We start from the raw sequence: 26,612 nt of genomic DNA, 5'->3' as shown, positions 1-26,612 counted from the left end.
TACGGGATGGTTCTGCGGCACAAAATCATCATAACTAGGCGGAAGTAGGCTCAACTGAGACTGATGGTCGGTCTTCCAAACAGGTTTTGCTTTCATTCCATGAAATTAAAAAATATTCCAGAATAAATCCATGAAAAAAGGCTGCCTTTTTAGACGGCATCTTTTTATTTAAATATCATATTTGTTTTTATCCATTGCATACCGAAGCAATTCCCCTTTTCCGTGCAGGTTTAATTTTTTCATCATATTCTTTCGGTGGGTTTGTATGGTAGAATGACTACAGCCTCTAATTTCGGCTATTTCATAAGAATTTTTTCCTTCACCAATTAAATGAAGGATTTGCATCTCTGTATTCGTTAAGATATTTTTTTTATTCTTGGTTGAATTACCTTCCTCTAAAAATGAAATGTCTAAACTTTTATCAAAATAAGTTTCTCCCTTCATTACTATTTCGATAGCTTCTTTTACATCTACTAAACCTGAGTTTTTCAAAATATAGCCATTGGCACCAGCTTCCATCATTTGTTTGATAGATTCTTGCTCATCAAACATCGTAAAGGCAATTACTTTTAAGGTGGGATACATGCGTTTCATCATTTTGGTAACTACAATGCCATCAATTTTTGGCATTCTAATATCGGTAAGCACTACATCGGGTTGCCGCTTTTTGATGATATCAATTAGTCTTTGCCCATCATTGGCCTTTCCTATAATTTGAAAAGCCGGATCATTTTCAAATAAGAGGCTTAAACCGTCGATTAACGATTGATGATCTTCTGCAATAACAATGCTTGTCATAACGGTAAATTTATGATGATACTGCTTCCTATATTGGGTGAAGAGTCTATTTCTAAAGTTCCACCAAGGCTTTCTATTCTTTTTTCAATAGAGGCAATTCCTAAACCTTCAGAATTAGAAAATCCTTTTTTAAAACCTATACCATTATCCTCTACAATAATATTGAGAGTAGAATCGTGATTGGTAAGTGAAATATTCGCTTCCGTAGCATTAGCGTGCTTAATAATATTGGTAATTAATTCTTGAATAATCCTGAATATTCTTATTTCCAAAGAATTGTCCAATCTACTTTTCAGTCCAAAATGATCTACGTTGATCTCGAGTTTTTTTGAAGAAATATTATTGACGAATTTTTGAATGGCAGGGAGCAGTCCTTGACTGGCGACTACCCCATTACTTTTTTCGTGAGCCATATTTCTCACATTTTGGTAAGCATCATCAATGAGGTTTAAGCTATTGTTGATAGATTTTTCTAACACCGTTTCATTGTTCTTGTTTTGTTGAAGGTTTTGCATATTAAGTTTAATAGCTGCCAAAGTTCCTCCTAAGTTATCGTGTAGGTTTTCCGCTAAGCGTTGGCGTTCTTTTTCTTGTCCTTCAATTAAAATATCGATACTGCTAAGTTCTTGCTCTTTTAATTCTTTTTCAACTTCTTGAAGTTTAAGTTTTTCTTTTTGTTTGGCAAGCTCCTGCTTTCGTTTGGCATTTTTAGCAATTAAAACACTTATCCCTGTACCGATGATGATAGAAGCAATGACCACTATAATAAGAATAGTTTCTTTTTGTTCTTTTTTAGCAATATCACTTTTCAGCAATATATTTTCATTCTCTTTTTTTTCGGTTTCGTACTTGGTTTGGAGTTCGCTTATCGCAATATCTTGCAGAGCATATTCGATGCTATCTTTCATTTTAATGAAAACTTCTTTATACTCGAGGGCTTTTTTATAATCTCCTTTCCATTTATAATATTTTGACAGTTTTTCTGAAATGACTTCTTTATAAAATGCATTGAGTTTATTTGACGGAATAATTTCTGTTTTTTTTATATAAAATAGCGCTTTATCAATATCATTCTTCTTTTCGTAACTATTAGCAATGTTTACGTAAGTTGCAAGAAGTAAACGTGAGGAGTTTTCCTTTTTTTTGTAAAAATCTAGGACTCGTCGGTAGTACATTAATGCAGAATCTTGTTTTTTGTCATAACCAGCTAAAAGTAAAGCTAAATTATTTGTGGATTTTGCCCAAAGTAAACTGTCATTGGCAATCAAAGCATACTTGATTGCTTTTTCGAAATGTTTTCTGGATTTTTTATGATCAACATCAAAATAAACGATTCCATACTGTTTATGAGCTTGTGCAAGTTTGTTAGTATCTTTTTGTTGTTTAGCGTAATTGTAATAACGATCTAAGTATTTTTTAGCGGTTTCATCCTCCTTTTTTAATGTAGAATATACATAGATTTTCAAATTGCACTCTGCTATTTGCTCTTGATTTCCTATTTTTTCATATATAGCTAAGGCTTTAAATATTTCTTCGTACGCTTTGACAGATTGATCTTTAGAGTTGTAGAATTCTGAAAATGAAAGATGCATTTCGGCTTTTTTTTCTCCGAAAGCTAATTTGTTTAATTCTTTTTGATAATAGGATATGGAATCTTCTTTCTCAGTTTTTTGACAAAAAACTGAGAAAGAAGATAATAATAAGATGTATAGTATTAAGTATTTATTATGTAAGTATTCCTCCATGACCTTTTTTTTCCTTACTACTAAGATGTTTAAAAGCGATGTAGCTATATTTTCTGATTAATGCTGTAATGTCATTAATATCAGAAGCTGTCATTTCAGGAGAATTACATACCAATATTTGTAAACCTTCTGGGGGTAAACTATCTATTGCAAGCAGTACATCGTCAAATCCTATTTTATGGACTTTTTTAAAAGCTGCGATTTCTGAATATGTAGTAGATTTAGAGGAGGAGGAAGTATCAGAAACATGTACAAGTAAAGTATAACAATCTTTGGAAGATAAATTGTACGTAGAGACCACTTCAAATTGATCGTGAGGTAGTGGGATTTCTAATTGAATTGAGCTTTCGTCTTTAACAATATGACTTGGGCCTTCTAAAATCTGAAAATTACTGGTGTAGTTTTTCATGTTAATAAATTTGGGGTTATCAGAAGTTAACCTCTCTAGGATGGGTGATATCCCAGAGAGGTAATGTTTGATAAAATTAACATAAATTTTAGAAAAAGAACACGATCATTTATCTTTTTTTCAACCTAAAACTTTTTCCTCTTTGTGTTAATTGCATTGCATTTGCAGTAGGAATAAATTCTATTTGAAGGTTAACGGGAGTAAATTCAAAGTTTTTGTTGCTAGTGGCGGTTAAGGGGAAAGAGGGTTGCCCGGTTGCTTGCGCTTTTAAAACATCATCTTCTATGAAAATTTTAATATCTAATGGAAAATCTTCACTTTCATAAGTTCCTTCGTATTGCTTTAAGATGGCCAATTCTACTTGAATGGCTTTTTTGTAAACCGGTAATTCATATTCTTTTTCAAAATAAATATTTAAAGCACCTAGCATCACGTCATTTAATGAGATTGAACTTCCGTTGGAGTTAATACTTATCGCTAAATGCTCTTCAGGAAAATAACTTGCTACAGAGGAAAAACCATCAATACCACCAGTATGACCAAAAGAGTATTTTTCATAAAAAGGGAATTTAAACAAGCCCAATCCATAATGGTCTTCGATAGTTTTCATTTTTTTTAATGATTCTTCAGTTAAAATTTTGCCTTCAAAAAGAGCGGTGTAAAATGTATTTAAATCTGATGGGGTAGAAACAATTGCTCCTGCCCCAGTGGAATACTCATGTCGGTTTCAGTATCTTTAATCCAATCATTACCTAGCTTGTAAGAATAAGCTTCATTGTTTTTTACATTAATTTTTCCTTGGTATTTAGTGCGTTTTAAGTCTAAAGGTTGAATTATGTATTGTTGAAGTAATTCTGAAAATGACTTACCACTCGCATCTTCTGCAATCCAAGTTAAGATTACATAGTTGGTGTTGCTGTATTCTCCTTTTTCGTTTGGTTCAAATTCAGTACCATTCAATTTAATAATGCGGAGTAATTCTTCTTTAGATTTTTTCTTTTGCATCCAAGAAATGTAATCTTCATCATTCGTGAAATTAAAAAGACCGCTGTGATGATTCAGTAAATTCTTGATTGTAATTTGATCTGCATTGGGTAATTCAGGATAAAACTTAGAAAGTTTGGTATCTAACGAAAGCTTGCCTTCTTCTATAAGTTTTAAAATTAGTGTCGAAGTAAAGGATTTAGAAATAGAGCCGATCCGGTACATCGTGTTTGGATTGGCTTTCATTTCGCTTTCCACATCGGCATAACCAATAGCTCTGGTGTAAATTGGTTTTCCGTTTTCGTGAATCGCTAAACTAAACATGGCTTTGTCAGCCTCAGCGATTCTATCTAAAAGGGAATCTAATTTTTGACTGTTAAATTGTTGAGCCAATAATAAACTTGGCAATAGTGCAATAAAAAAGAACGTAATTTTTTTCATAATAGTTGTTTCGTTGAATTGATTGATGAATGCCAAACATATAAAATAATCAGCTACTATGCAATGCAAGGTAGTTAAATTACATACCGGTTCTAATTGCTTCAACGGGATCAAGACGGGAAGCAGAGATGGCTGGGATGATTCCAGAAATGAGTCCGATGAGTCCCGATACCGAAATTCCGATAATAATATTGGTAAACGAAAGTACAAATTGAAAATCGCCGGTAAACTGAGATGCAACTAGCGTAATTATCCAGACTAAGAAGATTCCCACAAGACCACCTATGATAGAGAGAATGACTGCTTCAAATAAAAATTGAAGTAAAATAAATTTATTTTTTGCTCCTAACGATTTCTGAATTCCGATGAGGTTGGTCCTTTCCTTGACGCTCACAAACATAATATTAGCAATCCCAAAACCCCCAACGAGTAGCGAAAAACCGCTAATAATAAGTCCGAAAAGGTTCATTTGTCCGGTAATGTTGTCTATAAAATCGGTAAAACCTTTTAATTGATTCACAAAAAACGTATTCACTTGGTCTGGTTTTAGACCGCGGTATAAACGTAAATTTTGTTCAACTTGTGCGATATAAGCGGCGTTGTCTACATCACTTTCTGGCTTTAAAATAATTTGTGGAAAGGTTTGTTTATTATTATCACCATAAATCCTGCGGGTCACATTGACCGGTATAAAAGCTGAACCATCTTTTGATGGACCAAACATACTGTTCCCTTCTTTTTCTAAAACGCCAATAACCGAAAATCTCCTTCCATATAAACGCACTTTTTTTCCTATAGCAGCTTCTGGCGTTCCGAAGAGATTTTCAGCAACCTCATTTCCTAACACGGTAACGGGAGCTCCACTATTTGATTCCGCTTCATTAAAAAATCTTCCTTCTTCCAGTTGTAAAGCTTCAATAAAATAATAATCGCTCGTTACCGCTCCAATTTCTACACCTTGTACCTGTTTTCCGCCATAAGTTATGGGTTCTGGTTTTACATTTAGCGTGTAGGTGGTAGCGACGGTGTTGGGCAAGGTTCGTTTAAGATGTTGGTATTCGTCATAACTTACATCGGGAAATTGTTCTCTCTTCCATTGCGGAATATCGCTAGGAGCAAAAGAAAACCGCATAATGATAATGGTACTCGTATCAAGCGAACTTAAACTTCCTTTAATTTCTTTTTCCAAAGAATCTACAGCGGCCAAAATGGCGATAATTGAGAAAATCCCAATCGTTACCCCTAGTAAAGATAAGAAGGTTCGCAACTTGTTGTTTCTTAATGCGTTTATCGCAAAAAACAAGCTTTCTTTAAGGATTCTCAGGTAAATTAACATAGGTGTTGGATCGTCAATTTGTAATGCCGTTTAAAGATAGGACGTTTTGTTGATTTTTTTGTTACAACTTTTACTGAAAAATGAGTATTTTGGCTAGCTTGTTTTGGCATAAAAATATTACTTTCGCAGTTTTAAACAACACAACAACATGAGCGATATTAAAACTGCAAAATCAGCATTAATTTCAGTATTTCATAAAGATGGTTTAGCGCCTATCGTAAAAAAGTTAGACGAGCTTGGCGTAACCATTTATTCTACCGGTGGAACCGAAACATTTATTAAGGATTTAGGGATAAACGTAGTTCCTGTAGAAGAGGTAACTTCGTATCCATCCATTTTAGGCGGAAGGGTAAAAACACTTCACCCAAAGGTTTTTGGTGGAATTTTAAATCGTCAGGATAATGAGAGTGATGTCGCAGAAATGGAACAATATGAAATTCCGCAGTTAGATATTGTGATTGTAGATTTATATCCGTTTGAAAAAACCGTAGCTTCCGGAGCCTCAGAACAAGATATAATAGAGAAAATAGATATTGGTGGTATTTCTTTAATTCGAGCTGCTGCAAAGAATTTTAAAGATGTTCTTTGTGTTTCTTCTATGACTGATTACGATGAATTTTTACAAGTAATTTCTGAGGGAGAAGGTAAAATAAGTTTAAAAGACAGAAAGCGTTTTGCTGCCAAAGCTTTTAATGTTTCTTCACACTACGATACGGCGATTTTTAATTACTTCAATGCAGAAAATGAAGAAGTAGTTTATAAAGCCAGCATCAACGAAGGAAAAAAATTACGTTACGGAGAAAACCCTCATCAAGAAGGTTATTTCTTTGGTGATTTTGATGCGATGTTCGATAAACTTCACGGAAAAGAACTTTCGTATAACAACCTGTTGGATGTAGATGCGGCTGTGAATTTAATGAACGAGTTTAAAGGAGAAGCACCTACATTTGCTATTCTAAAACATAATAACGCTTGTGGTTTAGCACAACGAGAAACACTTCATCAAGCTTATGTAGATGCTTTAGCGGGAGATCCCGTTTCTGCTTTTGGCGGAATTTTAATTAGCAATACGAACGTGGATGCGGCTACCGCAGAAGAAATTCATAAATTATTTTGTGAAGTTGTGATTGCTCCATCTTATGACGAAGCAGCGTTAGAAATTTTAAAAGGAAAGAAAAATAGAATTCTTTTAATTCAGAAAGAAACTGAGCAGCCTAATAAAACGGTAAGAACTTGCCTAAATGGGGTTTTAGTTCAAGATAAAGACGCAAAAACTGATGCCGTTGAAGATTTAAAAGAAGTAACTGAAGAAAAACCAACTTCAGCTCAGGTAGAAGATTTACTGTTTGCCTCTAAAATTTGTAAACACACTAAATCGAATACTATTGTTTTGGCCAAAGGAAAACAACTTTGTGCTAGCGGGGCAGGACAAACTTCTCGTGTAGATGCTTTACGCCACGCTATAGAAAAGGCAAATTCATTCAATTTTGAGTTAGAAGGAGCAGTGATGGCGAGTGATGCATTTTTCCCTTTCCCAGATTGTGTGGAAATTGCAGGCAATGCCGGAATTAAATCAGTGATTCAACCGGGAGGTTCTATAAAAGATGAATTAAGTATAGAATATTGCAATAAAAACAATATTTCTATGGTTATGACAGGAACACGTCATTTTAAGCATTAATTTTCATACTTTTACACTACACCTCACAAGCATAATAATTTATGGGATTTTTTGATTTTTTAACTGAAGAGATTGCGATAGATTTAGGTACTGCCAACACGTTAGTAATCCACAACGATAAAGTAGTAGTAGATAGTCCCTCTATTGTCGCAAGAGATAGAATTACAGGAAAAATTATTGCAGCCGGAAAAGAAGCGGCGATGATGCAAGGAAAAACCCATGAAAATATAAAAACCATACGACCACTCAAAGACGGAGTAATTGCAGACTTTGATGCTAGTGAGCAAATGCTTACCCGTTTTATAAAAGAAATACCGGCATTAAAAAAGAAAATTTTTACTCCGGCATTAAGAATGGTTATTTGTATTCCTTCAGGAATTACCGAAGTAGAAATGCGTGCGGTAAAAGAAAGTGCAGAACGTGTAAATGGGAAAGAAGTTTACCTAATTCACGAGCCGATGGCTGCAGCAATTGGTATTGGTGTAGATATTATGCAGCCTAAGGGGAATATGATTGTAGATATAGGAGGTGGTACTACCGAAATTGCCGTGATTGCTTTGGGTGGAATTGTTTGTGATAAATCGGTGAAAATTGCCGGAGACGTTTTTACCAACGATATTGTTTACTACATGCGTACACAGCATAACCTTTACGTAGGAGAGCGTACCGCAGAAAAAATAAAAATTCAAATAGGGGCAGCCACAGAAGACTTAGAAGTTCCACCGGAAGATATGAGTGTTCAAGGCCGGGATTTGTTGACAGGAAAGCCTAAGCAGGTAGAAATTTCTTACCGTGAAATTGCCAAAGCTTTGGATAAATCGATTCTTCGTATTGAAGATGCCGTGATGGAAACCCTTTCGCAAACTCCCCCAGAATTAGCTGCTGATATTTATAATACCGGAGTATATTTAGCAGGAGGTGGTTCAATGCTTCGTGGATTAGATAAGCGTCTCTCCCAAAAAACAGAATTACCGGTATATATCGCAGAAGACCCGTTAAGAGCTGTCGTTAGAGGAACAGGAATTACATTAAAGAATATTGGTAAGTTCAAAAGTGTACTTATTAAATAGAAGCAGGTTAGTTTATGCAGCAAATCTTCAACTTTCTTATACGGCATAAGAATACCCTATTATTTCTGCTATTACTTTTCTTGTCTGTTTTATTTACGGTTCAATCGCATTCATATCATAAAAGTAAATTTATTAATTCGGCTAATTTCCTTACCGGAGGCGTTTATAATTGGGTGAATGATATCGATGAATATTTCAATTTAAAAGAATACAATAACCGACTTGTAGAAGAAAATAAATATTTACGTTCCCGCCTAGGCGAATTAAATGCTGAAAGTTCAGATACCATTTATCAAGATACTTCCAGTTTTGATAATCCTTATAAGTTTATTTCAGCAAAAGTTATTCGGAATCAGTTTTCCAATATCGATAATTATATTTTAATTAATAAAGGAAAGAAAGATAGCGTTCATAATGATTTGGGAGTAATTACCAGTAGGGGCATCGTCGGGATTGTAGAGGAAAGCAGTAATAATTTTTCTCGGGTAATTTCTATCTTAAATACTAATTCTTCCATTTCAGTTCAGCTAAAAAATACCAACCATTTTGGAAGTTTAGTGTGGAACGGGAAAGATCCAAACATCGTTCAATTAGAAGAAGTTCCGCGCCTAGCTCCGGTTCATAAAGGAGATACCATTACTACCGATGGCCGTTCGTATATTTTTCCTAAGGGAATTCCTGTGGGAGTGGTTGATGATTTCGAACTCGATGTGAACCAAAGTTATTATAAAATAGATGTACGCTTATTTAATGATATGACTAATATTGGCTACGTCTATATTATCGATAACCAAAATTTGGAAGAATTAAAATCTTTAGAAAAAGAAGAAAATGAATAAGCTGGTGCTCTCAAATATTACTCGGTTTATTCTTTTGATCTTACTACAAGTAACCATCTTAAGTAATATTAATTTTTTAGGGTTTATTAATCCTTACCTATATGTACTTTTCATTTTACTCTTACCGCTAAATTTAGATCATTGGAAAGTTATAATCTATTCCTTTCTCATTGGTATTATTATTGATGTTTTTCAAGATAGCGGAGGTATAAATGCTGCAGCGAGTTTAGTGGCGGCTTATTTGAGGCCCAATGTACTTAAATTTGCGTTTGGAGTAAGTTACGAGTTTCAGACCATTAAGTTTTACCAAACGCCTTTTGCTCAACGGTTAACTTATATTCTGTTAATAGTTTTTATTCATCATTTCGTGCTTTTTTCATTCGCATACTTTAATTTTACCTATATCTTGGAAATTTTAGAGAACACGCTATTCTCCGGCATTTTTACTGTTCTGTTAGTGGTGATTTCAATGATTTTATTTAGAAAAAGACGTCGATGAGAAGGATACTGCCTTACATACTTATTTCACTTACCGGATTTATATTTTTAGGGCGATTATTTTACTTGCAAATTGTAGATGATTCACTTGCTGTTTTATCACAGAACAATGCGATTAAGGTAGAATACGATTACCCGCAGCGCGGCTATATTTTTGATAGAAATGGAGAGCTTCTGGTCTCCAATCAGCCTTCTTATGATGTGATGGCCATTCCGCGGGAAGTAGAACCTTTTGATACCTTAGAGCTTTCTACACTGTTAAATATTACTCCCAAGAGGTTAGGTGAAAAGTTAGATAAAGCAAAAATTTACTCACCTAGATTACCTTCTGTAATCGTCCCACAATTGACTAAAGAAGAATATGCTTACTTTCAGGAAAAACTAAGAAAGTATGAAGGTTTTTATATTCAGAAAAGGTCATCTAGGGATTATCAAATAGATTACGGAGCTAATTTTTTAGGTTATATTTCTGAAGCTAATAATGCCGAAATCAATGGTAATTCTTATTATCAAGCCGGAGACTTAATTGGTCGGCAAGGAGTAGAAAAACAATATGAAGATATTCTCCGTGGAACAAAAGGGGTGAAGTACATTCAGAAAGACCGTTTTAATCGAGAAATCGGTTCTTATAAAGACGGAATTTACGATACGTTACCCGTAAAAGGAAAAGATATTACGCTTACTATCGATGCCGAATTGCAGGCCTATGGAGAAAAACTCATGGAAAACAAACGCGGAGGTATTGTTGCGATCGAACCTAAAACCGGAGAAATTTTAACGTTGGTAAGTGCGCCGGGTTACGATCCTGATTTATTGGTGGGAAGAAAACGGAGCAAAAACTTTACTAGACTCTGGTATGATACTATTGCCAAACCTTTGTATGACCGTAGTTTACAAGCGATGTATCCTCCTGGATCGCCTTTTAAAACCATGACGGCTTTAATTGCACTTCAAGAAAATGTCATTAGCACCCAAGAACGTATCGAGTGTCATCACGGCTTTTCTTACGGTCGCGCTTCTAGAATGAAGTGCCACAGCCATGTTTCACCTTTAAGTATGTCGCCGGCAATTGCGCATTCATGTAACGCCTATTTTGGGAAAGTTTACCGACGGATTATTGAAAAGTATGATACTCCTCAAGCCGGAATGAACGCATGGCACGACCATTTAGCAAGTTTTGGATTAGGAAACTTTTTGGGAAATGACTTACCTGTTGGACAACCCGGAAGAATCCCCGATGCCGAATATTATAACAAATGGTATCCCGAAAATCGTTGGCAAGCCACCTATACTTTATCTAATGGGATCGGACAAGGTGAAGTCGCTACAACGCCAATTCAATTAGCAAATATGACGGCTGCCATCGCCAATAGAGGTTGGTATTATACACCACATATTCTAAAAGAAATTGATGATAATCCCATCAAAGATGAGAAATATACTACAAAAAATATAACTACCATTGATGCCAAAAACTTTGAGCCGATTATTGAAGGAATGTTTGGTGTTTACGAATATGGAACCGCTCAATTTCTACAAATACCCGGTGTTGAAATCTGCGGAAAAACAGGAACTGCTGAGAATTATACAAAAATTGATGGTGAACGCGTTCAACTCACAGACCATTCTATATTTGTAGCTTTTGCTCCTAAAGATGACCCTAAAATTGCTATTGCAGTTTTTGTAGAAAATGGTTATTGGGGTTCTCGTTATGGAGGGAGAATTGCCAGTTTAATGATTGAAAAATATTTAAAAGATGAAATTAGCCGAACCGATTTAGAATCTTGGGTAATGTCTCACAGCCTAGAAGATGAGTATGAAAAACCCTATAGTGGCGAACCTTTTAAAATCAATCAGTAAATGAATAAAAGCACTGGTTTCGATTGGATTACTATTTTACTGTTTTTATTGCTGGTCGCTTTTGGATGGGTAAATATTTATTCAGCCTCATTAAATGAAGGAGCTCAAGGTTTTTTCGATTTAAGTCAGACATACGGTCGGCAAGGTTTGTTTATTGGCTTGAGTGTAGTTCTTGTGATTTTTATTCTTTCTGTTGAAGCTAAGTTTTACGAACGTTTTTCGAGTATTATTTACCTAGCTTCATTACTTTCCCTTTTGGGACTGTTTGTTTTCGGAAAAACTATTTCCGGAGCAACCTCTTGGTATTCGTTTGGTAGTTTTAGTATTCAACCCTCAGAATTTGCTAAAGCCGCCACGGCTTTAGCCTTGGCAAAATATTTAAGTGATATTCAAACCAATATCAAATCCTTTAAACACCAACTCGGAGCATTTTTAATTATCATTTTACCGGCCTTAATTATAGTTCCACAGCCTGACCCGGGTAGTGCAATAGTATATGCCGCTTTCTTTTTTCCTTTATATCGAGAAGGCCTTTCAGTGGGGTATTTATTAGTCGGTTTATCCTTAATTTTGTTGTTCGTTTGTACCTTGCTTTTTGGGGCTGTTTGGGTGAGTTCTGGGGTTGTAGTATTGGCTTTAGCTATTTTGTTTTTTAATAGAAAAAAGAAGAAAAAACATATTGGGCGTTATGTGATGATCTCTTTAGTTTCGGTGGTATTTGCTTTTTCGGTGAATTATATTTTTCATAATGTTTTTGAACAACGCCACCGCGACCGTTTCAATATTGTTTTAGGTAAAGAAGTAGATAGTAAAGGTATAGGGTACAACACTAACCAAAGTGAAATAGCTATAGGTAGTGGAGGTTGGATCGGAAAAGGCTGGACGCAAGGAACCCAAACCAAAGGAAATTTTGTACCCGAACAACATACCGATTACATATTTAGTACCGTTGGTGAAGAGTGGGGTTTTGCAGGAAGTGCTGGGGTAGTCTTGTTATTTATAGCTTTATTAATGCGGTTGATTTTCTTAGCTGAACGTCAAAAATCTCAATTTAGTCGCGTTTATGGCTATAGCGTTGTAGGTATTTTATTTATTCACTTTTTAGTTAATATCGGGATGGTGATTGGTATTTTTCCAACCGTGGGAATTCCACTTCCTTTCTTTAGTTATGGAGGTTCCGGCCTTTGGGGATTCACCATTTTACTGTTTATTTTTGTCAAGCTAGACTCTAATAGAAAAGCCGCCTATTATTAATGGCTTTAACTTTTTTGTTGAATTTTTTCTGAAAGAAGTTCTTACCTTTAAGACTTCAGAAAAGCAACTATGAGTCACGTCGTTATTATCGGAAACGGAATTGCAGGCATTACTGCTGCTCGGCATATCCGTAAATTTTCTGATAAACAAATCACCGTTATTTCTGCAGAAACTGACTATTTTTTTTCTCGAACTGCTTTGATGTACGTTTATATGGGACATCTAAAGTTTGAGCACACGCAGCCTTATGAAAACAGGTTTTGGAAGAAAAATAGAATCGATTTAAAGCAAGCTTATATCGAGGAGGTTGACTTTAAAAATAAAAAGTTATTTTCAGCAGTAGGTGAAGAAATTGCTTACGATCAACTCATTTTAGCCACGGGTTCTGTGACTAATTTTAGAGGATGGAAAGGTCAAGAAATTGATGGAGTTCAAGGTCTGGTGAGCAAACAAGATTTAGAATTACTGGAAAAGAATTCAACCAACTTAACACATGCGGTGATTGTAGGCGGTGGTTTAATTGGTGTTGAGTTAGCCGAAATGCTCCACACCAGAAAAATAGAAGTTAGCATGCTAGTACGCGAACCTCATTTTTGGGGAAGTGTATTACCGAAAGAAGAAGGAAAATTAATTAGCAAGCATATTCAACAACACGGGATCAATTTATTGTTTGAAACTGAACTCGATGAAATCATCGCTGATGCCAACAATCAAGTAAAAGCTATTATCACAAAAAGCGGTCAGCAAATCGAGTGTCAATTGGTAGGGGTTGCTACCGGTGTAAAACCTAACATTTCATTTCTAAAAAACACAGAATTAGAAACCGATAAAGGGATTTTAGTCAATAGAAATCTCGAAACTAATATTTCTGATGTTTATGCCATTGGTGATTGTGCCCAACAGCGAGAAGCTATTGGAAATAGAAAACCGGTTGAAGCCGTTTGGTATACCGGAAGAATGATGGGCGAAGCGGTAGCACAAAGTATCTGTGGGAATCCTACGGCATACCATCCCGGGAATTGGTTCAATTCTGCTAAGTTTTTCGATATCGAGTACCAAACCTATGGTTGGGTATTTCCGAAACAGAAAGAAGGCTTTTCCGATTTTTACTGGGAAGATGAAAAAAATGAACGAGCACTTCATTTTCAATATAAAACCGATTCCAAAGAATTTGTAGGAGTTAATGCTTTCGGGATTCGTTTACGTCATGAAATTCTTGACGCTTGGTTAACCGAAAAATTATCCATAAAAGAAGTGATTCAGCAATTCTCAAAAGCCAATTTTGATAAAGAATTTTCGAAGAAATTTTCAAGACAACTGCAAAAAGCTTTTCAGCAATCACAATTACAAAATGCTTAATTTATGAGTAGAGTTCAATACAATATGGCTTTATCGGGGCAACCGCCACAAGAGTTAAGTGTTTGGCAAAAAGTGTTTGTGTTTATAGGAATGCTGGGACTTTTAGTATTGCTATTGGCTACATTCAATTACCAATTTCCGAATAAAACTTTATGGTTAAGCCTTTCCTTAGGGAGTATTTGTATAGGAGTAATTGGCTTTTCATGGTCGCTATATGGCGATAAACCTAGTGGAATTAAAAATGATGGCGTTTGGTTCAAACCCTTGACTTCTCGCGGACTTTGGGCTTGGCTTTTTGGTATTTTTATTACCCTTTTTTACGTCGTTCTTTATTTCTTTCCGCAGTATTTAGGACTAAATGCGGATGCAGAAAATACCGGACTAATCGTATTATTCGATCCGTTGAGTTATGCCTTAAGCGGAAACCCAGCCAGCCAGTGGTTTATGTACGGAACTTTATATACCCTTTCCATTTTAATTTTTGGAATCAAATTTATTTGGAAATACCGTCATAGTCAGTACGAAGTGATTCGAACCCTTTCGGTCATGTTTTTTCAAACCGCTTTCGCCTTTATTATCCCGGAATTGATGGCACGTTTGAACGGAGAAAGCTTGCAGCTTCCGTATTACGATTTAAAGAATATCTGGCCGCTTAATTATTATAATTTTGAACAGTATCGTATCGATGGATTTCTTAATTCAGGAACCATAGGTATGGCATTGCTCATTTTTGGTGTGATTTCCATTTTTGTGATTACGCCCATTCTTACTTATAAATATGGCAAACGTTGGTATTGCTCTTGGGTTTGCGGTTGCGGTGGTTTAGCGGAAACAGCCGGTGATCCTTTTCGGCAGTTAAGCGATAAACGACAAATTGCTTGGAAAGTGGAACGTTGGGTTGTGCATAGTGTGGTGGTTTTTGTCACTTTGATGACTACTGCCGTTATCTACTCCTACTTAGATTATGATGCTGCGAAATACTGGTTGAACAAAGATATATTTCTAGGCTTGGTAGCTTTGTTACTCACGCTTGTTTTTGCTTGGGCAATGCTTTTTAGAAGAGAAGAATTGCAAAAAGACGCTCAATACGGAGCGATAGGTTATTTCGTCATCATTATAGGTTTGCTCACTATTCACTTTTTCTGGGGAAGTCAATTATTTCTTTTTCAAGCAGAAACTTTGCGTACAACCTATGCATTTTTAATAGGTTCAGTGTTTAGTGGTGTTATTGGAGTTGGTTTTTATCCTATTTTTGGGAATCGGGTTTGGTGCCGTTTTGGTTGTCCGATGGCTGCTATTTTGGGCTTTCAGCAACGTTTATTTTCAAAATTTAGAATTACTACCAATGGCGGACAATGTATTTCCTGCGGAAATTGTTCTACCTATTGCGAAATGGGAATCGATGTTCGTGCCTATGCACAAAAAGGACAAAACATCGTGCGTTCTTCTTGCGTGGGCTGCGGAATTTGTGCTGAAGTTTGTCCGCGTGGCGTTTTAAAATTAGAAAACGATTCCCCTGAAGGAAGAATTAATCCGAAAGATGTACTTTTGGGCAACGATGTAGATTTGATGAACTACGTCAACCAAAAGTAATTCATGAAAAATCCCCGCATAAAAGTCATCATTCCTGCTTTTAACGAAGAAGATTCGATAGCCTTAGTCATTAAGGATATTCCTGAGGTAGTAGACGAAGTAATAGTGGTGAGCAATAATTCTACCGATAAAACCGAAGAAAATGCTCGCAAAGCCGGCGCTAAGGTGCTAACCGAAACTCGAAAAGGTTATGGTTATGCTTGTTTAAAAGGGATGGAGTATGTTGCCCATCAAGCTGAAAAACCGGATATAATTGTTTTTTTAGATGGGGATTATAGCGATTACCCGGAGCAACTCACAAAAATTATTCAACCTATCCTTCAGGAAGATATTGATTTTGTAATCGGAGCTAGAGTTGACCGACTTAGGGAAGAAGGTTCGATGACGTTTCCACAAATTTTTGGAAATTGGTTGGCCACTCGATTAATGCGTTTGTTTTTTGGAGCAAAGTCTACCGATTTGGGTCCGTTTCGAGCCATTAAATATGAAAAATTATTGGCGCTGAATATGGAAGATAAAACCTATGGTTGGACGGTAGAAATGCAATTAAAAGCCATTAAGCAAAAACTTTCGTATGTAGAAGTGCCCGTTAATTACAGAAATCGAATTGGAGTTTCTAAAGTTTCCGGTACGCTAAAAGGAGCCGTGATGGCCGGTGTTAAAATTTTAGGTTGGATTTTTAAATATAGTTTTAAATAATAATGATGGGGCTTTTGAAGTACTTAAGAAAAGTATCGTCACCCTGAACTTGATTCAGGGTCTCATCCACAATTTTTTGTTTTAAATGCTATATGAGGAGATTCCGGATAAAGCCCGCCTGCCGGACGGGCAGGTCCGGAATGACGAAAATAAAATATTAGAATAAAAAAAATCTCCTTTTAATACATTAAATAAAGAAAGCAAAAAGCTTTTATGATTATAAGTATTCTTACACTTTATACACTTGCATTACTAGTTGTGTTTCTTTATGCTATTGCGCAATTGCAGTTGGTTTTTAATTATCTCAAAGCGCAAAAAATAAAGGATACTGCCGAAAAGTTCAATTTTAAGAATGAAGAAGAAATTCCGTATGTGACGATTCAGCTTCCTTTGTATAATGAAAAATATGTAGTAGAGCGATTATTGAAAAATATTGTTCAACTCGATTATCCCAGAGAAAAGTTAGAGATACAGGTGTTGGACGATTCTACCGACGACTCTGTATTGCAAAGCCATCAATTAGTCGAACGATTTAAAGCTGAGGGGGTTGATATTCAACATATCATTAGAACACATCGAAAAGGTTTTAAAGCCGGTGCTTTAAAAGAAGGTTTACAGATTGCCAAAGGAGAATTTATCGCCATTTTTGATGCCGATTTTATGCCGAAAAAAGATTGGTTGCAGCAAACGATTCCTTATTTTAAAAATGAAAAAATAGGCGTAGTGCAAACCCGTTGGACGCATTTAAACCGGGATTATTCCTTAATCACAAAAGTACAGGCTTTTGCTTTAGACTTTCATTTTATTTTAGAACAGGTCGGGAGAAGCTTTGGTAAACATTTTATCAACTTTAATGGAACTGCCGGTGTCTGGCGGAAATCATGTATTCTCGATGCCGGAAATTGGCAAGGCGATACGCTTACTGAAGATTTAGATTTAAGTTACCGGGCGCAATTAAAAGGATGGCAATTTAAATATTTACAACACGTGGAAACGCCTGCGGAATTGCCCATGGTGATGAGTGCTGCGCGGTCCCAACAATTTCGATGGAATAAAGGCGCAGCAGAAAATTTTCAGAAAAATTATGGTCAATTGTTCCGAAGTAAAAAGCTTTCTTGGACGACTAAATTTCACGGTTTTTTTCATCTGCTGAATAGTTCTATGTTTTTTTTGGTCTTAATTATTGCGGTGTTAAGTGTTCCGTTGTTATACATCAAAAATCAGTTTCCAGAATATAACTTTTACTTTTATGTGATGGCATTTTTAGGAATAAGTACGTTAATTTTCTTTGTTGCTTACTTCATCACATTTTCTAAAATTCACGAGAAAGAAAAAATGAACTTCCTCAAATTTGTAAGGATGTTTTTTGCTTTCTTTTCTATAGCGATGGGATTATCGGTGCATAATACATGGGCCATTTTAGAAGGACATTTTGGTAAGAAATCTTCGTTTATAAGAACGCCAAAATTCAACATTACCCATTTAAACGATTCTTGGAGAGAGAATCAATACTTAAAAAAATCTTTCAGTTTCACGCAGTTGTTAGAATTAGGATTGTTTTTCTATTTTGCTTTTGCTATTTACAGTGCATTTAAAGTTAACGATTTTGGATTGTTGGTGTTTCATATCATGTTGTTCTTTGGTTTTGGGTTTGTCGCTTGGAAGTCATTTTTTCCTAACTTCCAGTTCCTGAAAAAGCGAAAGTAGGTTGCTGAAGAATAGTTTAAAATACCATAAATTTTCCGTTCTAATGATGTTGGCGGTTATCGCCATGTATTTCACTTTTGCTTATGATTTGGTGAGGAGTGATTTTATAAAGCTAATTAGTTTATACACCGCTTTATTTCTTCTCAGTTTTAAACTGATTCAGCTTCAAAAATTAAACTGGAAATTATTATTGGGATTAGGCATAGTGTGCCGATTGATTTTTCTGTTCGCAATTCCCAATTTGTCACAGGATTTTTACCGATTTATCTGGGACGGAAGATTAATTGCTCAAGGAATCAACCCTTATCTTTCGACGCCACAGCAATGGATGCAATCCGGAAATTTTGAAGTAATTGAACAATCCAGACAATTAGTAGAAGGAATGCAAGCTTTGAATGCAAGCCATTTTACCAATTATCCGCCGGTTTCACAGGGGGTATATGCCTTGGCAGGAATGTTATTTCCTAAAAGTATTTTGGGAAGTGTAATCGTGATGCGTTTGGTGTTAATTTTTGTAGATATCATTACCTTTATTTTTATATGTAAATTACTAAAACGCTTAGCGTTGCCTACTCACCAAGCCTTTTGGTATTTTTTAAATCCGTTGGTGATTATTGAACTTACCGGAAATTTACATTTTGAAGGTTTAATGGTCATGTTTCTCGTAATTTCTTTTTACTTCTTACTGAAGAAGAAATGGATTTGGGCAGCTGTTTTATTCGGGTTTTCTGTTTCGGTAAAGCTTTTGCCTTTGGTGTTGCTACCTTTATTTTTTCACTATTTTAGAAAACAAGAAAAACTCAATCTTTATAAACTAATTGGTTTCTATGGAGTTACATTTTTAACCGTTCTACTAACTTTCCTTCCTTTTCTTTCGGTAGAATTGATTCAGAATTTTGGAGATTCTGTGGCCTTATGGTTTACTAAGTTTGAATTCAATGCGAGTGTCTATTATCTAATTCGGTGGATTGGTTTTCAGACGATAGGTTGGAATGTAATCGGAATTGTCGGGAAGATTTTACCAATAGTGATTTTATTAGGAGTTTTAGTAGTGAGCTTTTTCAGGAAAAATAATTCAGAAAAAATACTTTTAATAAGTATGCTTTTTGCTTTTAGTATTTATTTTCTGCTTTCAACGACCGTTCACCCTTGGTATGTAGTTACACCGTTGGCCATTTCAATTTTTACACGCTATAAGTTTTTAGTAGTCTGGTCGTTTACTGTTATTTTTAGCTATAGTGCTTATGGGTTAACCAATTTCGATGAAAAGTTATGGCTAGTGGTTTTAGAGTATTTATTGGTAATTGGCTTTTTGATTTATGAATGGAAAAAAGAAAAATTGCGTTTTAGCTAATTACGATAAATCATTAATAATTTCTATAATTTGTTTTTCTAAAACAGGAATATCATTTACAGCTGTTTCCCAAATGGTATCTAGTTGAAGTCCAAAATATTCATGGGTCATGAAATTTCTCATAGCTTTCATTTCTTTCCAAACCACTTCAGGGTATTTTGTTTTTAAATTGTCTGAGATATGGCTTGAAGCTTCGCCTATAATTTCAAAATTTCGGATTAAAGCATCTTGTTCAATCCAATGACTTTCAAATCGTTCATAGTTGTTAAGAAGAGTTACCAACTTATTGATTTTTTCAATACAATCTTTGATATGAGTTAGCCTAAATAAATCTTTATCAATTCCCATAAATAATTTTTACCTCATTTAAAACATGAGATTTTAATTGAGGGTGAAGGTATTTTTCAGAAATAAGGTCAACTTTTCTATTTAATTTTTTTTGAAGATGTTCTTGAAGCTGAATTAATTTGAATAGTCCAATAGTCTCATTAAATTGATATAAAATATCGATATCACTCTCAGGAGATTCTTCATTTCGAGCTACAGAACCAAAAATTCCTATTTTAGAAGGCTTAAATGGTTTCATAGCTTCTACAATAATCTTTATTTGCTCTTTATTAATCATACTCAAAAATAATAAAATAAAGATATAATTGTGGCCTAATTATCCTTCGCTTTTACACCAATATAAATATTACGAATATAAATAATAGAACCTCCGGCGTGGGAAGCAAATAAAACCGGGTCTTCTCGCATCACTGCATAGTAAATAAGAATAGCGGAACCCACCAAGCTCATGACCCAAAAAGTAGTGGGTAAATTAGATTCATGTTCTTGTTCAGAATGATACCATTGGTAAAGAAACCTTCCTGTATAAATAATTTGACCAATCACACCAATCACCATTAGCCAGGTAGCAATACCTTCTTCGTTTTGCTGGGAAAAGAGCAACCCAAAATTAATATCTGCCCAAAAAATAGCATAGAACACAGCAAAAACGGGGAATCCAAGAATGAGTGCTTTAAATAAGAATGAGGTTGGTTTCCATTGATCTTGAAGTTGAAGATTACGAATAAACACGTAATAGATAATTACTTGTCCCAACATAATCGAAAAATCTTTTCGTAAGTAACCGTAAATAAAAAATAGAATAGCAGCAATTAAACTTAATTTCCAGAAAATAGTGGGGGTTTCAAGTTTTTTAGATTTCTCTGATTTAAACCACTGAATAATAATTCTGGAAGCAAAAATAAGTTGAGAAGTAAATCCTACCGCATAAATCATCCAATCACTCATAAACTAAAGTTTTCAGCAATAACGTAATTTGTCAATCAATTAAATAACTTTTAGTAAAAGCTTATTATTTATGAGGGCTAATTTTCCTTACTTCATATAGATCTTTTCTACGGTCTTTTAGGTTATGAACGCTACCAAAAGTATGTAATTCCCTGAGTAAATCGATATCTACGTCAGCGACGAGAATCATTTCTGCATTGGGTGTAGCTTCCGCTTTAATTCCGTTAGAAGGGAAAGCAAAATCACAAGGTGTAAATACAGCAGATTGCGCATATTGGATATCCATATTATGTACATTTGGTAAATTTCCCACGCTTCCTGCAATCGCTACATAGCATTCATTTTCTACCGCTCGGGCTTGTGCGCAAAGTTTTACACGGGAATACCCGTTTTGGGTATCGGTTAAAAACGGAACAAATAAAATGTCCATTCCTTCTTCCGCTAATAATCGGGATAGCTCTGGGAATTCAACATCATAGCAAATCAAAATTCCGATTTTACCACAATCGGTATCAAAAGTTTTGACAATATTCCCGGTTTGCATTCCCCAAACCTTAGCTTCATCTGGGGTTACGTGAATTTTTTCAAAACGTTCTACACTACCGTCACGTTTACAAAGATAACCTACATTATAAAGTTTGCCATCAATCATTTCCGGCATACTTCCCGAAATAATATTAATGTTATAAGAAACAGAAAGTTCAGAAAAACGTTCAATTATCGTATCGGTAAATCCAGCCAATTCTCGAATGGCTTCCGGTTCACTCATATGATTATAAGCTGCCATCAACGGAGCATTAAAAAACTCTGGGAACAAGGCGAAATCTGAGCGGTAACCGGCAACGGTATCAATAAAATATTCAGCTTGGTGCATTAAATCTTCTAAGCCTTCGTAAGTACGCATTTGCCATTGAATTAAACCTAAACGAACCACACTTTTATTGGCCGATGGTTTTTTGCTGGGTTTGGTATAATACACATTATCCCATTCCATTAAAACGGCATATTCCCCAGAATCGTCATCACCTTCTAAGTAGCCTTTTAGAATGCGGACTGGATGAAAGTCATTGGACAGCTGAAAATTCAGCACCGGGTCGTGAATTTCTTTGGAACGGACTTTTTCAATATACTGAAGCGGACTAATATCTTTGGAAAACTTATGATAATTAGGGATCCGACCGCCGAAAACAATTCCTTTTAAATTAAGGTTTTCACAAAGCTCTTTTCGGTAATCGTAAAGACGCCTACCTAAACGTAGGCCGCGATAATCGGGTTTAATGAAAACGTCAATTCCGTAAAGCGTATCGCCATCTTCGTCATGGATTTTAAAGGAAGTATCTCCTGCAATATCATCGTAGGTATGATTATCGTCAATTTCATTAAAATCAACAATTACAGAAAGCGCGCATCCGGCGATATCACCATTTACTTTAATCACAATTTGCCCTTCTGGGAAAAGCGAAATCAATTTCCCGATTTCATCTAATTTCCAATACGAATTGGGCATCGAGAGGTAAGCCGCTTCGGTAGCTTCTTTCAATTCTTCAAAATCCTCTAGTGTGAGGTATTTTAACTCTACATTTTCAATTTTTTCCATCTTCAATTATTTTGGGAGCTACCACAAGGGTCGGACTTTCGGCAGTCGCTTTTTTGTCTGTTAATACCTTTCGAGTGAAGTTTATCCTGAACGATAGTCGAAGAGTTCAAGGTGACATCATAAAAAGAGCTTCAACAAAGCCTTAATCCCTAGCGCGTTCTATATTAATAATATAAAAGCTTTTATTTAATAATAAGTGTTTATAAAAGCCTACTGGTTTTTCAACAAGCAGGCTTCAAGTTTTGATGAACTATTTTTCTTTCAATGAATTAGTTTAAAACAGTTCTTACATATCTAACAAATACGCAAAAATCAATGGCGCTACAATTGTAGCATCACTTTCAATAATAAATTTTGGCGTATCGATATCAAGTTTCCCCCAAGTAATTTTTTCATTAGGAACAGCTCCTGAATACGAACCATAACTCGTGGTAGAATCTGAAATCTGACAGAAATAACTCCAAAACGGAGTGTCTGTACGTTCCATATCCTGATATAACATTGGTACCACGCAAATTGGGAAATCTCCGGCTATACCACCACCAATTTGGAAGAAACCAATTCCGTTTTTAGAATTATCGGTATACCAATCGGCTAAGAATGTCATATATTCAATACCCGATTTCATCGTGCTGGCTTTTAATTCGCCTTTTAACACGTAGCTGGCAAAAATATTGCCCATCGTACTGTCTTCCCACCCGGGAACTACAATAGGTAAGTTTTTTTCTGCAGCGGCATACATCCAAGAATCTTTTAAATCGATCTCGTAATATTCTTCTAACACGCCACTTAATAACATTTTGTACATAAATTCGTGAGGAAAGTAACGCTCACCTTTTTCTTCGGCATCTTTCCAAATCTTGAAAATATGTTGTTGCAAACGTCTAAAGGCTTCTTCTTCCGGGATACAAGTATCGGTGACACGATTTAAGCCGTTTTCTAATAAATCCCATTCTTCTTTAGGGGTAAGGTCACGATAATTAGGAACGCGTTTGTAATGAGAATGCGCTACTAAATTCATAATATCTTCCTCTAAATTGGCTCCGGTACACGAAATGATATGTACTTTATCTTGGCGAATCATTTCTGCGAAAATTTTACCAAGTTCTGCCGTACTCATTGCACCTGCAAGCGAAACCAACATTTTTGCTCCGCCATTAAGTTGCTCTTCGTAAGCTTTTGCCGCATCTACTACCGACGCTGCATTAAAGTGTAAATAATATTTTTGTATAAATTCTGAAATTGCTCCTTTGCTCATTTTTTTATTTTTAAATGTCAATTCAATCCTTTGGCTAACGCTTAGAATAAATTTAAGTTCAGCATTTTTTTAAAGTCTGAATGTTAAACTTCCTGTTCTAGAATATGTTTGAACTGACAAAAATGGTTGATGTATTTTTAATCTGGTTTTAATGAAATGAATTTTTATTCATCATCATCTTCGCCATCATAATCTTCATATTTAAACTTATAGCTTAGCATTTTATAGTAAAGCTTAGCAGCAAGGAAATCTGAAGATTTTTCATTAGAATTAGGACATAGTTCAACAATGTCAAAACCTACCACGTTTTTCTTTTTAAAGATCATTCTTAAAAAATCTAAGGTTTCATACCAAAACAATCCACCTGGTTCTGGAGTTCCTGTAGAAGGAAGAATAGAAGGGTCGAACGCATCTAAATCGATGGTTAAAAAAACGTTTGGCGTCATTTGTCCGATGGCATCATCCATCCAATCTTCATATAAATCATGGGCAAAATAAACCTGATTTTCATCCATATAATCCAGTTCTTCCACATCCATCGAACGGATTCCTACTTGAATTAAGTTGGTGGTTTTACTAGCTTCATGAACGGCACAAGCATGATTACACGTAGAACCTTCATATTCTTTACGTAAATCGGCATGGGCATCAATTTGTACGACGGTTAAATCTTCAAAAGCTTCATTAAAAGCGCGAATAGTTCCGATAGAAATAGAGTGTTCCCCACCAAATAAGGTGACAAACTTTTCTTGCTGAATGTAGTTTTTAGTGGTTTTATAAACCGTATCTACCATTTTTTCAGGAGAAGAATTTTCAGTTACCGGCGGAGCTAGATATACGCCTTTTTTATACACCTCAGAACGGGTTTCAATGTCATAAAGCTCCATGTTTTCAGAAGCTTCTAAAAATGCCTGCGGACCTTTATCGGCGCCTTTTTGCCAAGTGCTCGTGCCATCATAAGGTACAGGGATTAATACTACTTTTGCTTCGTCTAAACGAGCATACTTGTCCGGGATTCCCGCGTAGTTTTTCTTAGTTGTCATGGTAACCTAAAATTTTAAGTAAGTCTTCACTTTTTTGTTGTTCACTAAATAATTTGGTGGAAATATTTCCATTTTCATCTTTATTGATCAAGATATGTTTGGGTGAGGGGATTAAACAGTGTTGTAATCCTCCAAAACCGCCGATAGTTTCTTGATAGGCTCCTGTATTGAAGAAACCGATATATAAAGGTTTTTCTTTTTTAAATTTTGGTAAATAAATAGCGTTCATGTTTTGTTCGCTATTGTAATAATCATCGCTATCACAAGTTAAACCGCCTAACAATACGCGCTCATATTCATCATTCCATCGGTTCACGGCCAGCATAATAAAACGCTTGTTAATGGCCCAAGTGTCTGGTAAAGTCGTAATGAAAGAGGAGTTAATCATATTCCATTTCTCACGGTCGTTTTGCTGTTTTTGGTACAATACTTCGTAAATCGCTCCACCGCTTTCCCCAACCGTAAAACTTCCAAATTCGGTAAAGATATGCGGTACGGGAACTTCTGCTTCTTGACAAGCTATATTAATTTGATTGATAATTTCATCTACCATATATTGGTAATCGTAATCAAATTGAAGCGAATTCTTAATCGGGAATCCTCCTCCTATATTCAAACTATCCAAGGTAGGACAAATGCGTTTTAGGCGAATATATACTTTTAAACATTTTAGCAATTCGTTCCAGTAATAAGCGGTGTCACGAATCCCTGTGTTGATGAAAAAGTGAAGCATTTTTAGTTCCACTTTGTCATTGTTTTTAATTTGTTCTTCGTAAAAAGGAACAATGTTTTTATAGCCAATTCCTAACCTAGAGGTATAAAACTCAAATTTAGGCTCTTCTTCTGATGCAATACGGATTCCTATTTTAAAATCATCTTCAATCTCTTCAGAAAGAAGGTCAATTTCTTCATAATTATCAATAATCGGAATACAATTTTTATGTCCGTTATTGATTAACCTTCCAATATTGGTAATGTATTGTTCACGTTTAAAACCATTGCAAATCACATAGGTGTCTTTATTGATTTTTCCTGATTTCTGAAGCTTCTCCACAATATTAATATCGAAAGCCGATGAAGTTTCAATATGAATATTGTTTTTTAAAGCTTCATCCAAAACATGTTGAAAATGGGAACTTTTAGTGCAATAGCAATAGTTGTAATTCCCATTATAATTATGTTTTTCAATAGCCTCAGCAAACCAATTTTTGGCTTTTTGTATATTCTCTGAAATTTTTGGGAGATAGGTGAACTTTAAAGGAGCACCATATTCTTTTATTAATTCCATGAGGTCAATTCCGTGAAATTGAAGCGAGTCTTCTTTTAAATCAAACTCTTCTTGTGGGAAATAATACGTTTGATCTATCAGATTGATGTATTTAGTATTCATTAATTTTGGTTGAAATAGATTCAGGTTTTGCTAAAATTACTTGAAATATATAAAAAGACGTGAAAATCAATCTTAAATTAAAGCAAAATTTGTTTTGAAGTAACCGGAATAAACGCCAGTTCTTGATAAAAAGAAGGTCTTAAAGCGGAAGCTAGCTTTAAAATTCGGGTATTTACCTGGTAAACTATTTTTGAAATTGACTTCCTCACGTTCAAAAATCCGAAACTATAAACAGTATTCAATATGTTCAGCTAAATGCGAAACAAATAAAATCTATTTTTTAATCTTGTGGAAGAGGTGAAATGTTAAAATTTTTCTTGTTCGTAAAATAATTTTAACATTCAAATACTTGTTAATTTTAAATAGCTACACTTATCTTTGTAAGAACAAGTTCATCTATA

Annotated in this window: 24 protein-coding genes; 11 read left to right on the top strand and 13 right to left on the bottom strand. The window is 35.2% G+C overall.

Annotation, left to right across the window (positions count from 1 at the left end):
• Positions 1-168 precede the first annotated feature (168 nt).
• From FVB9532_RS09280 to FVB9532_RS09255, 6 genes are all read right to left on the bottom strand, one after another.
• Positions 169-798 carry a response regulator gene (locus FVB9532_RS09280; protein ID WP_150544931.1) on the bottom strand — a complete coding sequence of 210 codons (630 nt, stop codon included), beginning with the start codon at positions 796-798 and terminating at the stop codon, positions 169-171.
• Positions 795-2,543, bottom strand: coding sequence for a tetratricopeptide repeat-containing sensor histidine kinase (locus FVB9532_RS09275; protein WP_150544930.1), 1,749 nt, complete (start codon positions 2,541-2,543; stop codon positions 795-797). The genes FVB9532_RS09280 and FVB9532_RS09275 overlap by 4 nt, the downstream gene beginning before the upstream one ends.
• Entirely contained in the window at positions 2,524-2,952 is a 429-nt protein-coding gene (locus tag FVB9532_RS09270) for a hypothetical protein (RefSeq protein ID WP_150544929.1), read from the bottom strand. Before FVB9532_RS09270 ends, FVB9532_RS09275 begins: the two co-directional genes overlap by 20 nt.
• 109 nt (positions 2,953-3,061) lie before the next feature.
• Positions 3,062-3,646, bottom strand: a complete 585-nt coding sequence (locus FVB9532_RS19900) for a serine hydrolase domain-containing protein (RefSeq protein ID WP_150544928.1) — start codon at positions 3,644-3,646, stop codon at positions 3,062-3,064.
• The gene (locus FVB9532_RS19895; protein ID WP_150544927.1) at positions 3,622-4,377 is read right to left on the bottom strand and encodes a serine hydrolase domain-containing protein; all 756 of its coding nucleotides are present in this window, start codon (positions 4,375-4,377) and stop codon (positions 3,622-3,624) included. The genes FVB9532_RS19900 and FVB9532_RS19895 overlap by 25 nt, the downstream gene beginning before the upstream one ends.
• Before the next feature lie 79 nt (positions 4,378-4,456).
• Entirely contained in the window at positions 4,457-5,713 is a 1,257-nt protein-coding gene (locus tag FVB9532_RS09255; protein WP_150544926.1) for an ABC transporter permease, read from the bottom strand.
• A gap of 148 nt (positions 5,714-5,861) precedes the next feature.
• Between FVB9532_RS09255 and purH the strand changes: the two genes are divergently transcribed.
• The 11 genes from purH to mptB all read left to right on the top strand — a co-directional run bounded on the left by purH (position 5,862) and on the right by mptB (position 19,627).
• Complete coding sequence (gene purH, locus FVB9532_RS09250; protein ID WP_150544925.1) at positions 5,862-7,394, top strand: bifunctional phosphoribosylaminoimidazolecarboxamide formyltransferase/IMP cyclohydrolase; 1,533 nt, start codon at positions 5,862-5,864, stop codon at positions 7,392-7,394.
• 41 nt (positions 7,395-7,435) lie between these two features.
• Positions 7,436-8,464, top strand: a complete 1,029-nt coding sequence (locus FVB9532_RS09245; protein WP_150544924.1) for a rod shape-determining protein — start codon at positions 7,436-7,438, stop codon at positions 8,462-8,464.
• 14 nt (positions 8,465-8,478) lie between these two features.
• On the top strand, positions 8,479-9,303 hold the full coding sequence (mreC, locus tag FVB9532_RS09240) for a rod shape-determining protein MreC (protein WP_150544923.1): 825 nt from the start codon (positions 8,479-8,481) through the stop codon (positions 9,301-9,303).
• Positions 9,296-9,802, top strand: a complete 507-nt coding sequence (locus tag FVB9532_RS09235) for a rod shape-determining protein MreD (RefSeq protein WP_150544922.1) — start codon at positions 9,296-9,298, stop codon at positions 9,800-9,802. The genes mreC and FVB9532_RS09235 overlap by 8 nt, the downstream gene beginning before the upstream one ends.
• The gene (gene mrdA / locus FVB9532_RS09230) at positions 9,799-11,661 is read left to right on the top strand and encodes a penicillin-binding protein 2 (protein WP_150544921.1); all 1,863 of its coding nucleotides are present in this window, start codon (positions 9,799-9,801) and stop codon (positions 11,659-11,661) included. Before FVB9532_RS09235 ends, mrdA begins: the two co-directional genes overlap by 4 nt.
• The gene (gene rodA / locus FVB9532_RS09225; protein ID WP_150544920.1) at positions 11,662-12,915 is read left to right on the top strand and encodes a rod shape-determining protein RodA; all 1,254 of its coding nucleotides are present in this window, start codon (positions 11,662-11,664) and stop codon (positions 12,913-12,915) included.
• Between the two features lie 69 nt (positions 12,916-12,984).
• A complete protein-coding gene (locus tag FVB9532_RS09220) occupies positions 12,985-14,274 on the top strand; it encodes an NAD(P)/FAD-dependent oxidoreductase (RefSeq protein ID WP_150544919.1) in 1,290 nt (429 codons plus the stop codon).
• Between the two features lie 3 nt (positions 14,275-14,277).
• Positions 14,278-15,867 carry a 4Fe-4S binding protein gene (locus tag FVB9532_RS09215; RefSeq protein ID WP_150544918.1) on the top strand — a complete coding sequence of 530 codons (1,590 nt, stop codon included), beginning with the start codon at positions 14,278-14,280 and terminating at the stop codon, positions 15,865-15,867.
• Positions 15,868-15,870: 3 nt separating this feature from the next.
• Positions 15,871-16,566: a glycosyltransferase family 2 protein gene (locus FVB9532_RS09210; protein WP_150544917.1), complete on the top strand. Its 696-nt coding sequence runs from the start codon at positions 15,871-15,873 to the stop codon at positions 16,564-16,566.
• Between the two features lie 213 nt (positions 16,567-16,779).
• Positions 16,780-18,273: a cellulose synthase family protein gene (locus FVB9532_RS09205; protein ID WP_150544916.1), complete on the top strand. Its 1,494-nt coding sequence runs from the start codon at positions 16,780-16,782 to the stop codon at positions 18,271-18,273.
• A 43-nt stretch (positions 18,274-18,316) separates the two neighbouring features.
• Complete coding sequence (mptB, locus tag FVB9532_RS09200) at positions 18,317-19,627, top strand: polyprenol phosphomannose-dependent alpha 1,6 mannosyltransferase MptB (RefSeq protein WP_150544915.1); 1,311 nt, start codon at positions 18,317-18,319, stop codon at positions 19,625-19,627.
• Here the strand turns inward: mptB and FVB9532_RS09195 are convergent, their stop codons facing one another.
• The 7 genes from FVB9532_RS09195 to FVB9532_RS09165 form a co-directional block, all read right to left on the bottom strand.
• The gene (locus FVB9532_RS09195; RefSeq protein WP_150544914.1) at positions 19,628-19,975 is read right to left on the bottom strand and encodes a HepT-like ribonuclease domain-containing protein; all 348 of its coding nucleotides are present in this window, start codon (positions 19,973-19,975) and stop codon (positions 19,628-19,630) included. It lies immediately after the preceding gene.
• Entirely contained in the window at positions 19,965-20,252 is a 288-nt protein-coding gene (locus FVB9532_RS09190; protein WP_150544913.1) for a nucleotidyltransferase family protein, read from the bottom strand. Before FVB9532_RS09190 ends, FVB9532_RS09195 begins: the two co-directional genes overlap by 11 nt.
• Before the next feature lie 35 nt (positions 20,253-20,287).
• The gene (locus FVB9532_RS09185; protein ID WP_150544912.1) at positions 20,288-20,923 is read right to left on the bottom strand and encodes a lipid-A-disaccharide synthase N-terminal domain-containing protein; all 636 of its coding nucleotides are present in this window, start codon (positions 20,921-20,923) and stop codon (positions 20,288-20,290) included.
• Positions 20,924-20,987: 64 nt separating this feature from the next.
• A complete protein-coding gene (locus FVB9532_RS09180) occupies positions 20,988-22,520 on the bottom strand; it encodes a carbon-nitrogen hydrolase family protein (protein ID WP_394349650.1) in 1,533 nt (510 codons plus the stop codon).
• A 286-nt stretch (positions 22,521-22,806) separates the two neighbouring features.
• Positions 22,807-23,778 carry a deoxyhypusine synthase family protein gene (locus FVB9532_RS09175; RefSeq protein WP_150544910.1) on the bottom strand — a complete coding sequence of 324 codons (972 nt, stop codon included), beginning with the start codon at positions 23,776-23,778 and terminating at the stop codon, positions 22,807-22,809.
• 164 nt (positions 23,779-23,942) lie between these two features.
• Positions 23,943-24,821, bottom strand: a complete 879-nt coding sequence (gene speB, locus FVB9532_RS09170; RefSeq protein ID WP_150544909.1) for an agmatinase — start codon at positions 24,819-24,821, stop codon at positions 23,943-23,945.
• Positions 24,811-26,211 (bottom strand): type III PLP-dependent enzyme domain-containing protein, encoded by a 1,401-nt coding sequence (locus FVB9532_RS09165; protein ID WP_150544908.1) that lies wholly within the window; start codon positions 26,209-26,211, stop codon positions 24,811-24,813. The genes speB and FVB9532_RS09165 overlap by 11 nt, the downstream gene beginning before the upstream one ends.
• Positions 26,212-26,612: the final 401 nt, after the last annotated feature.

Source organism: Mesonia oceanica (assembly GCF_902499555.1).
GTDB classification, from domain to species: Bacteria; Bacteroidota; Bacteroidia; order Flavobacteriales; family Flavobacteriaceae; genus Mesonia; species Mesonia oceanica.
Note: the sequence above shows the minus strand (reverse complement) of the source record. Positions and strands in the feature narration are given on the sequence as shown.

Excerpts from the sequence above, each read along its gene's own strand:
- FVB9532_RS09165 (WP_150544908.1), bottom strand. The coding sequence starts at position 26,211 with ATGAATACTAAATACATCAATCTGATAGATCAAACGTATTATTTCCCA.
- rodA (WP_150544920.1), top strand. The coding sequence starts at position 11,662 with ATGAATAAAAGCACTGGTTTCGATTGGATTACTATTTTACTGTTTTTA.
- mptB (WP_150544915.1), top strand. The coding sequence starts at position 18,317 with ATGATGTTGGCGGTTATCGCCATGTATTTCACTTTTGCTTATGATTTG.
- FVB9532_RS09255 (WP_150544926.1), bottom strand. The coding sequence starts at position 5,713 with ATGTTAATTTACCTGAGAATCCTTAAAGAAAGCTTGTTTTTTGCGATA.
- FVB9532_RS09195 (WP_150544914.1), bottom strand. The coding sequence starts at position 19,975 with ATGGGAATTGATAAAGATTTATTTAGGCTAACTCATATCAAAGATTGT.
- FVB9532_RS09270 (WP_150544929.1), bottom strand. The coding sequence starts at position 2,952 with ATGAAAAACTACACCAGTAATTTTCAGATTTTAGAAGGCCCAAGTCAT.
- FVB9532_RS09215 (WP_150544918.1), top strand. The coding sequence starts at position 14,278 with ATGAGTAGAGTTCAATACAATATGGCTTTATCGGGGCAACCGCCACAA.
- purH (WP_150544925.1), top strand. The coding sequence starts at position 5,862 with ATGAGCGATATTAAAACTGCAAAATCAGCATTAATTTCAGTATTTCAT.
- FVB9532_RS09280 (WP_150544931.1), bottom strand. The coding sequence starts at position 798 with ATGACAAGCATTGTTATTGCAGAAGATCATCAATCGTTAATCGACGGT.
- mreC (WP_150544923.1), top strand. The coding sequence starts at position 8,479 with ATGCAGCAAATCTTCAACTTTCTTATACGGCATAAGAATACCCTATTA.
- FVB9532_RS09205 (WP_150544916.1), top strand. The coding sequence starts at position 16,780 with ATGATTATAAGTATTCTTACACTTTATACACTTGCATTACTAGTTGTG.
- FVB9532_RS19895 (WP_150544927.1), bottom strand. The coding sequence starts at position 4,377 with ATGAAAAAAATTACGTTCTTTTTTATTGCACTATTGCCAAGTTTATTA.
- FVB9532_RS09175 (WP_150544910.1), bottom strand. The coding sequence starts at position 23,778 with ATGAGCAAAGGAGCAATTTCAGAATTTATACAAAAATATTATTTACAC.
- FVB9532_RS09275 (WP_150544930.1), bottom strand. The coding sequence starts at position 2,543 with ATGGAGGAATACTTACATAATAAATACTTAATACTATACATCTTATTA.
- FVB9532_RS09180 (WP_394349650.1), bottom strand. The coding sequence starts at position 22,520 with ATGGAAAAAATTGAAAATGTAGAGTTAAAATACCTCACACTAGAGGAT.
- FVB9532_RS09185 (WP_150544912.1), bottom strand. The coding sequence starts at position 20,923 with ATGAGTGATTGGATGATTTATGCGGTAGGATTTACTTCTCAACTTATT.
- mrdA (WP_150544921.1), top strand. The coding sequence starts at position 9,799 with ATGAGAAGGATACTGCCTTACATACTTATTTCACTTACCGGATTTATA.
- FVB9532_RS09190 (WP_150544913.1), bottom strand. The coding sequence starts at position 20,252 with ATGATTAATAAAGAGCAAATAAAGATTATTGTAGAAGCTATGAAACCA.
- speB (WP_150544909.1), bottom strand. The coding sequence starts at position 24,821 with ATGACAACTAAGAAAAACTACGCGGGAATCCCGGACAAGTATGCTCGT.
- FVB9532_RS09220 (WP_150544919.1), top strand. The coding sequence starts at position 12,985 with ATGAGTCACGTCGTTATTATCGGAAACGGAATTGCAGGCATTACTGCT.
- FVB9532_RS09245 (WP_150544924.1), top strand. The coding sequence starts at position 7,436 with ATGGGATTTTTTGATTTTTTAACTGAAGAGATTGCGATAGATTTAGGT.
- FVB9532_RS09210 (WP_150544917.1), top strand. The coding sequence starts at position 15,871 with ATGAAAAATCCCCGCATAAAAGTCATCATTCCTGCTTTTAACGAAGAA.
- FVB9532_RS09235 (WP_150544922.1), top strand. The coding sequence starts at position 9,296 with ATGAATAAGCTGGTGCTCTCAAATATTACTCGGTTTATTCTTTTGATC.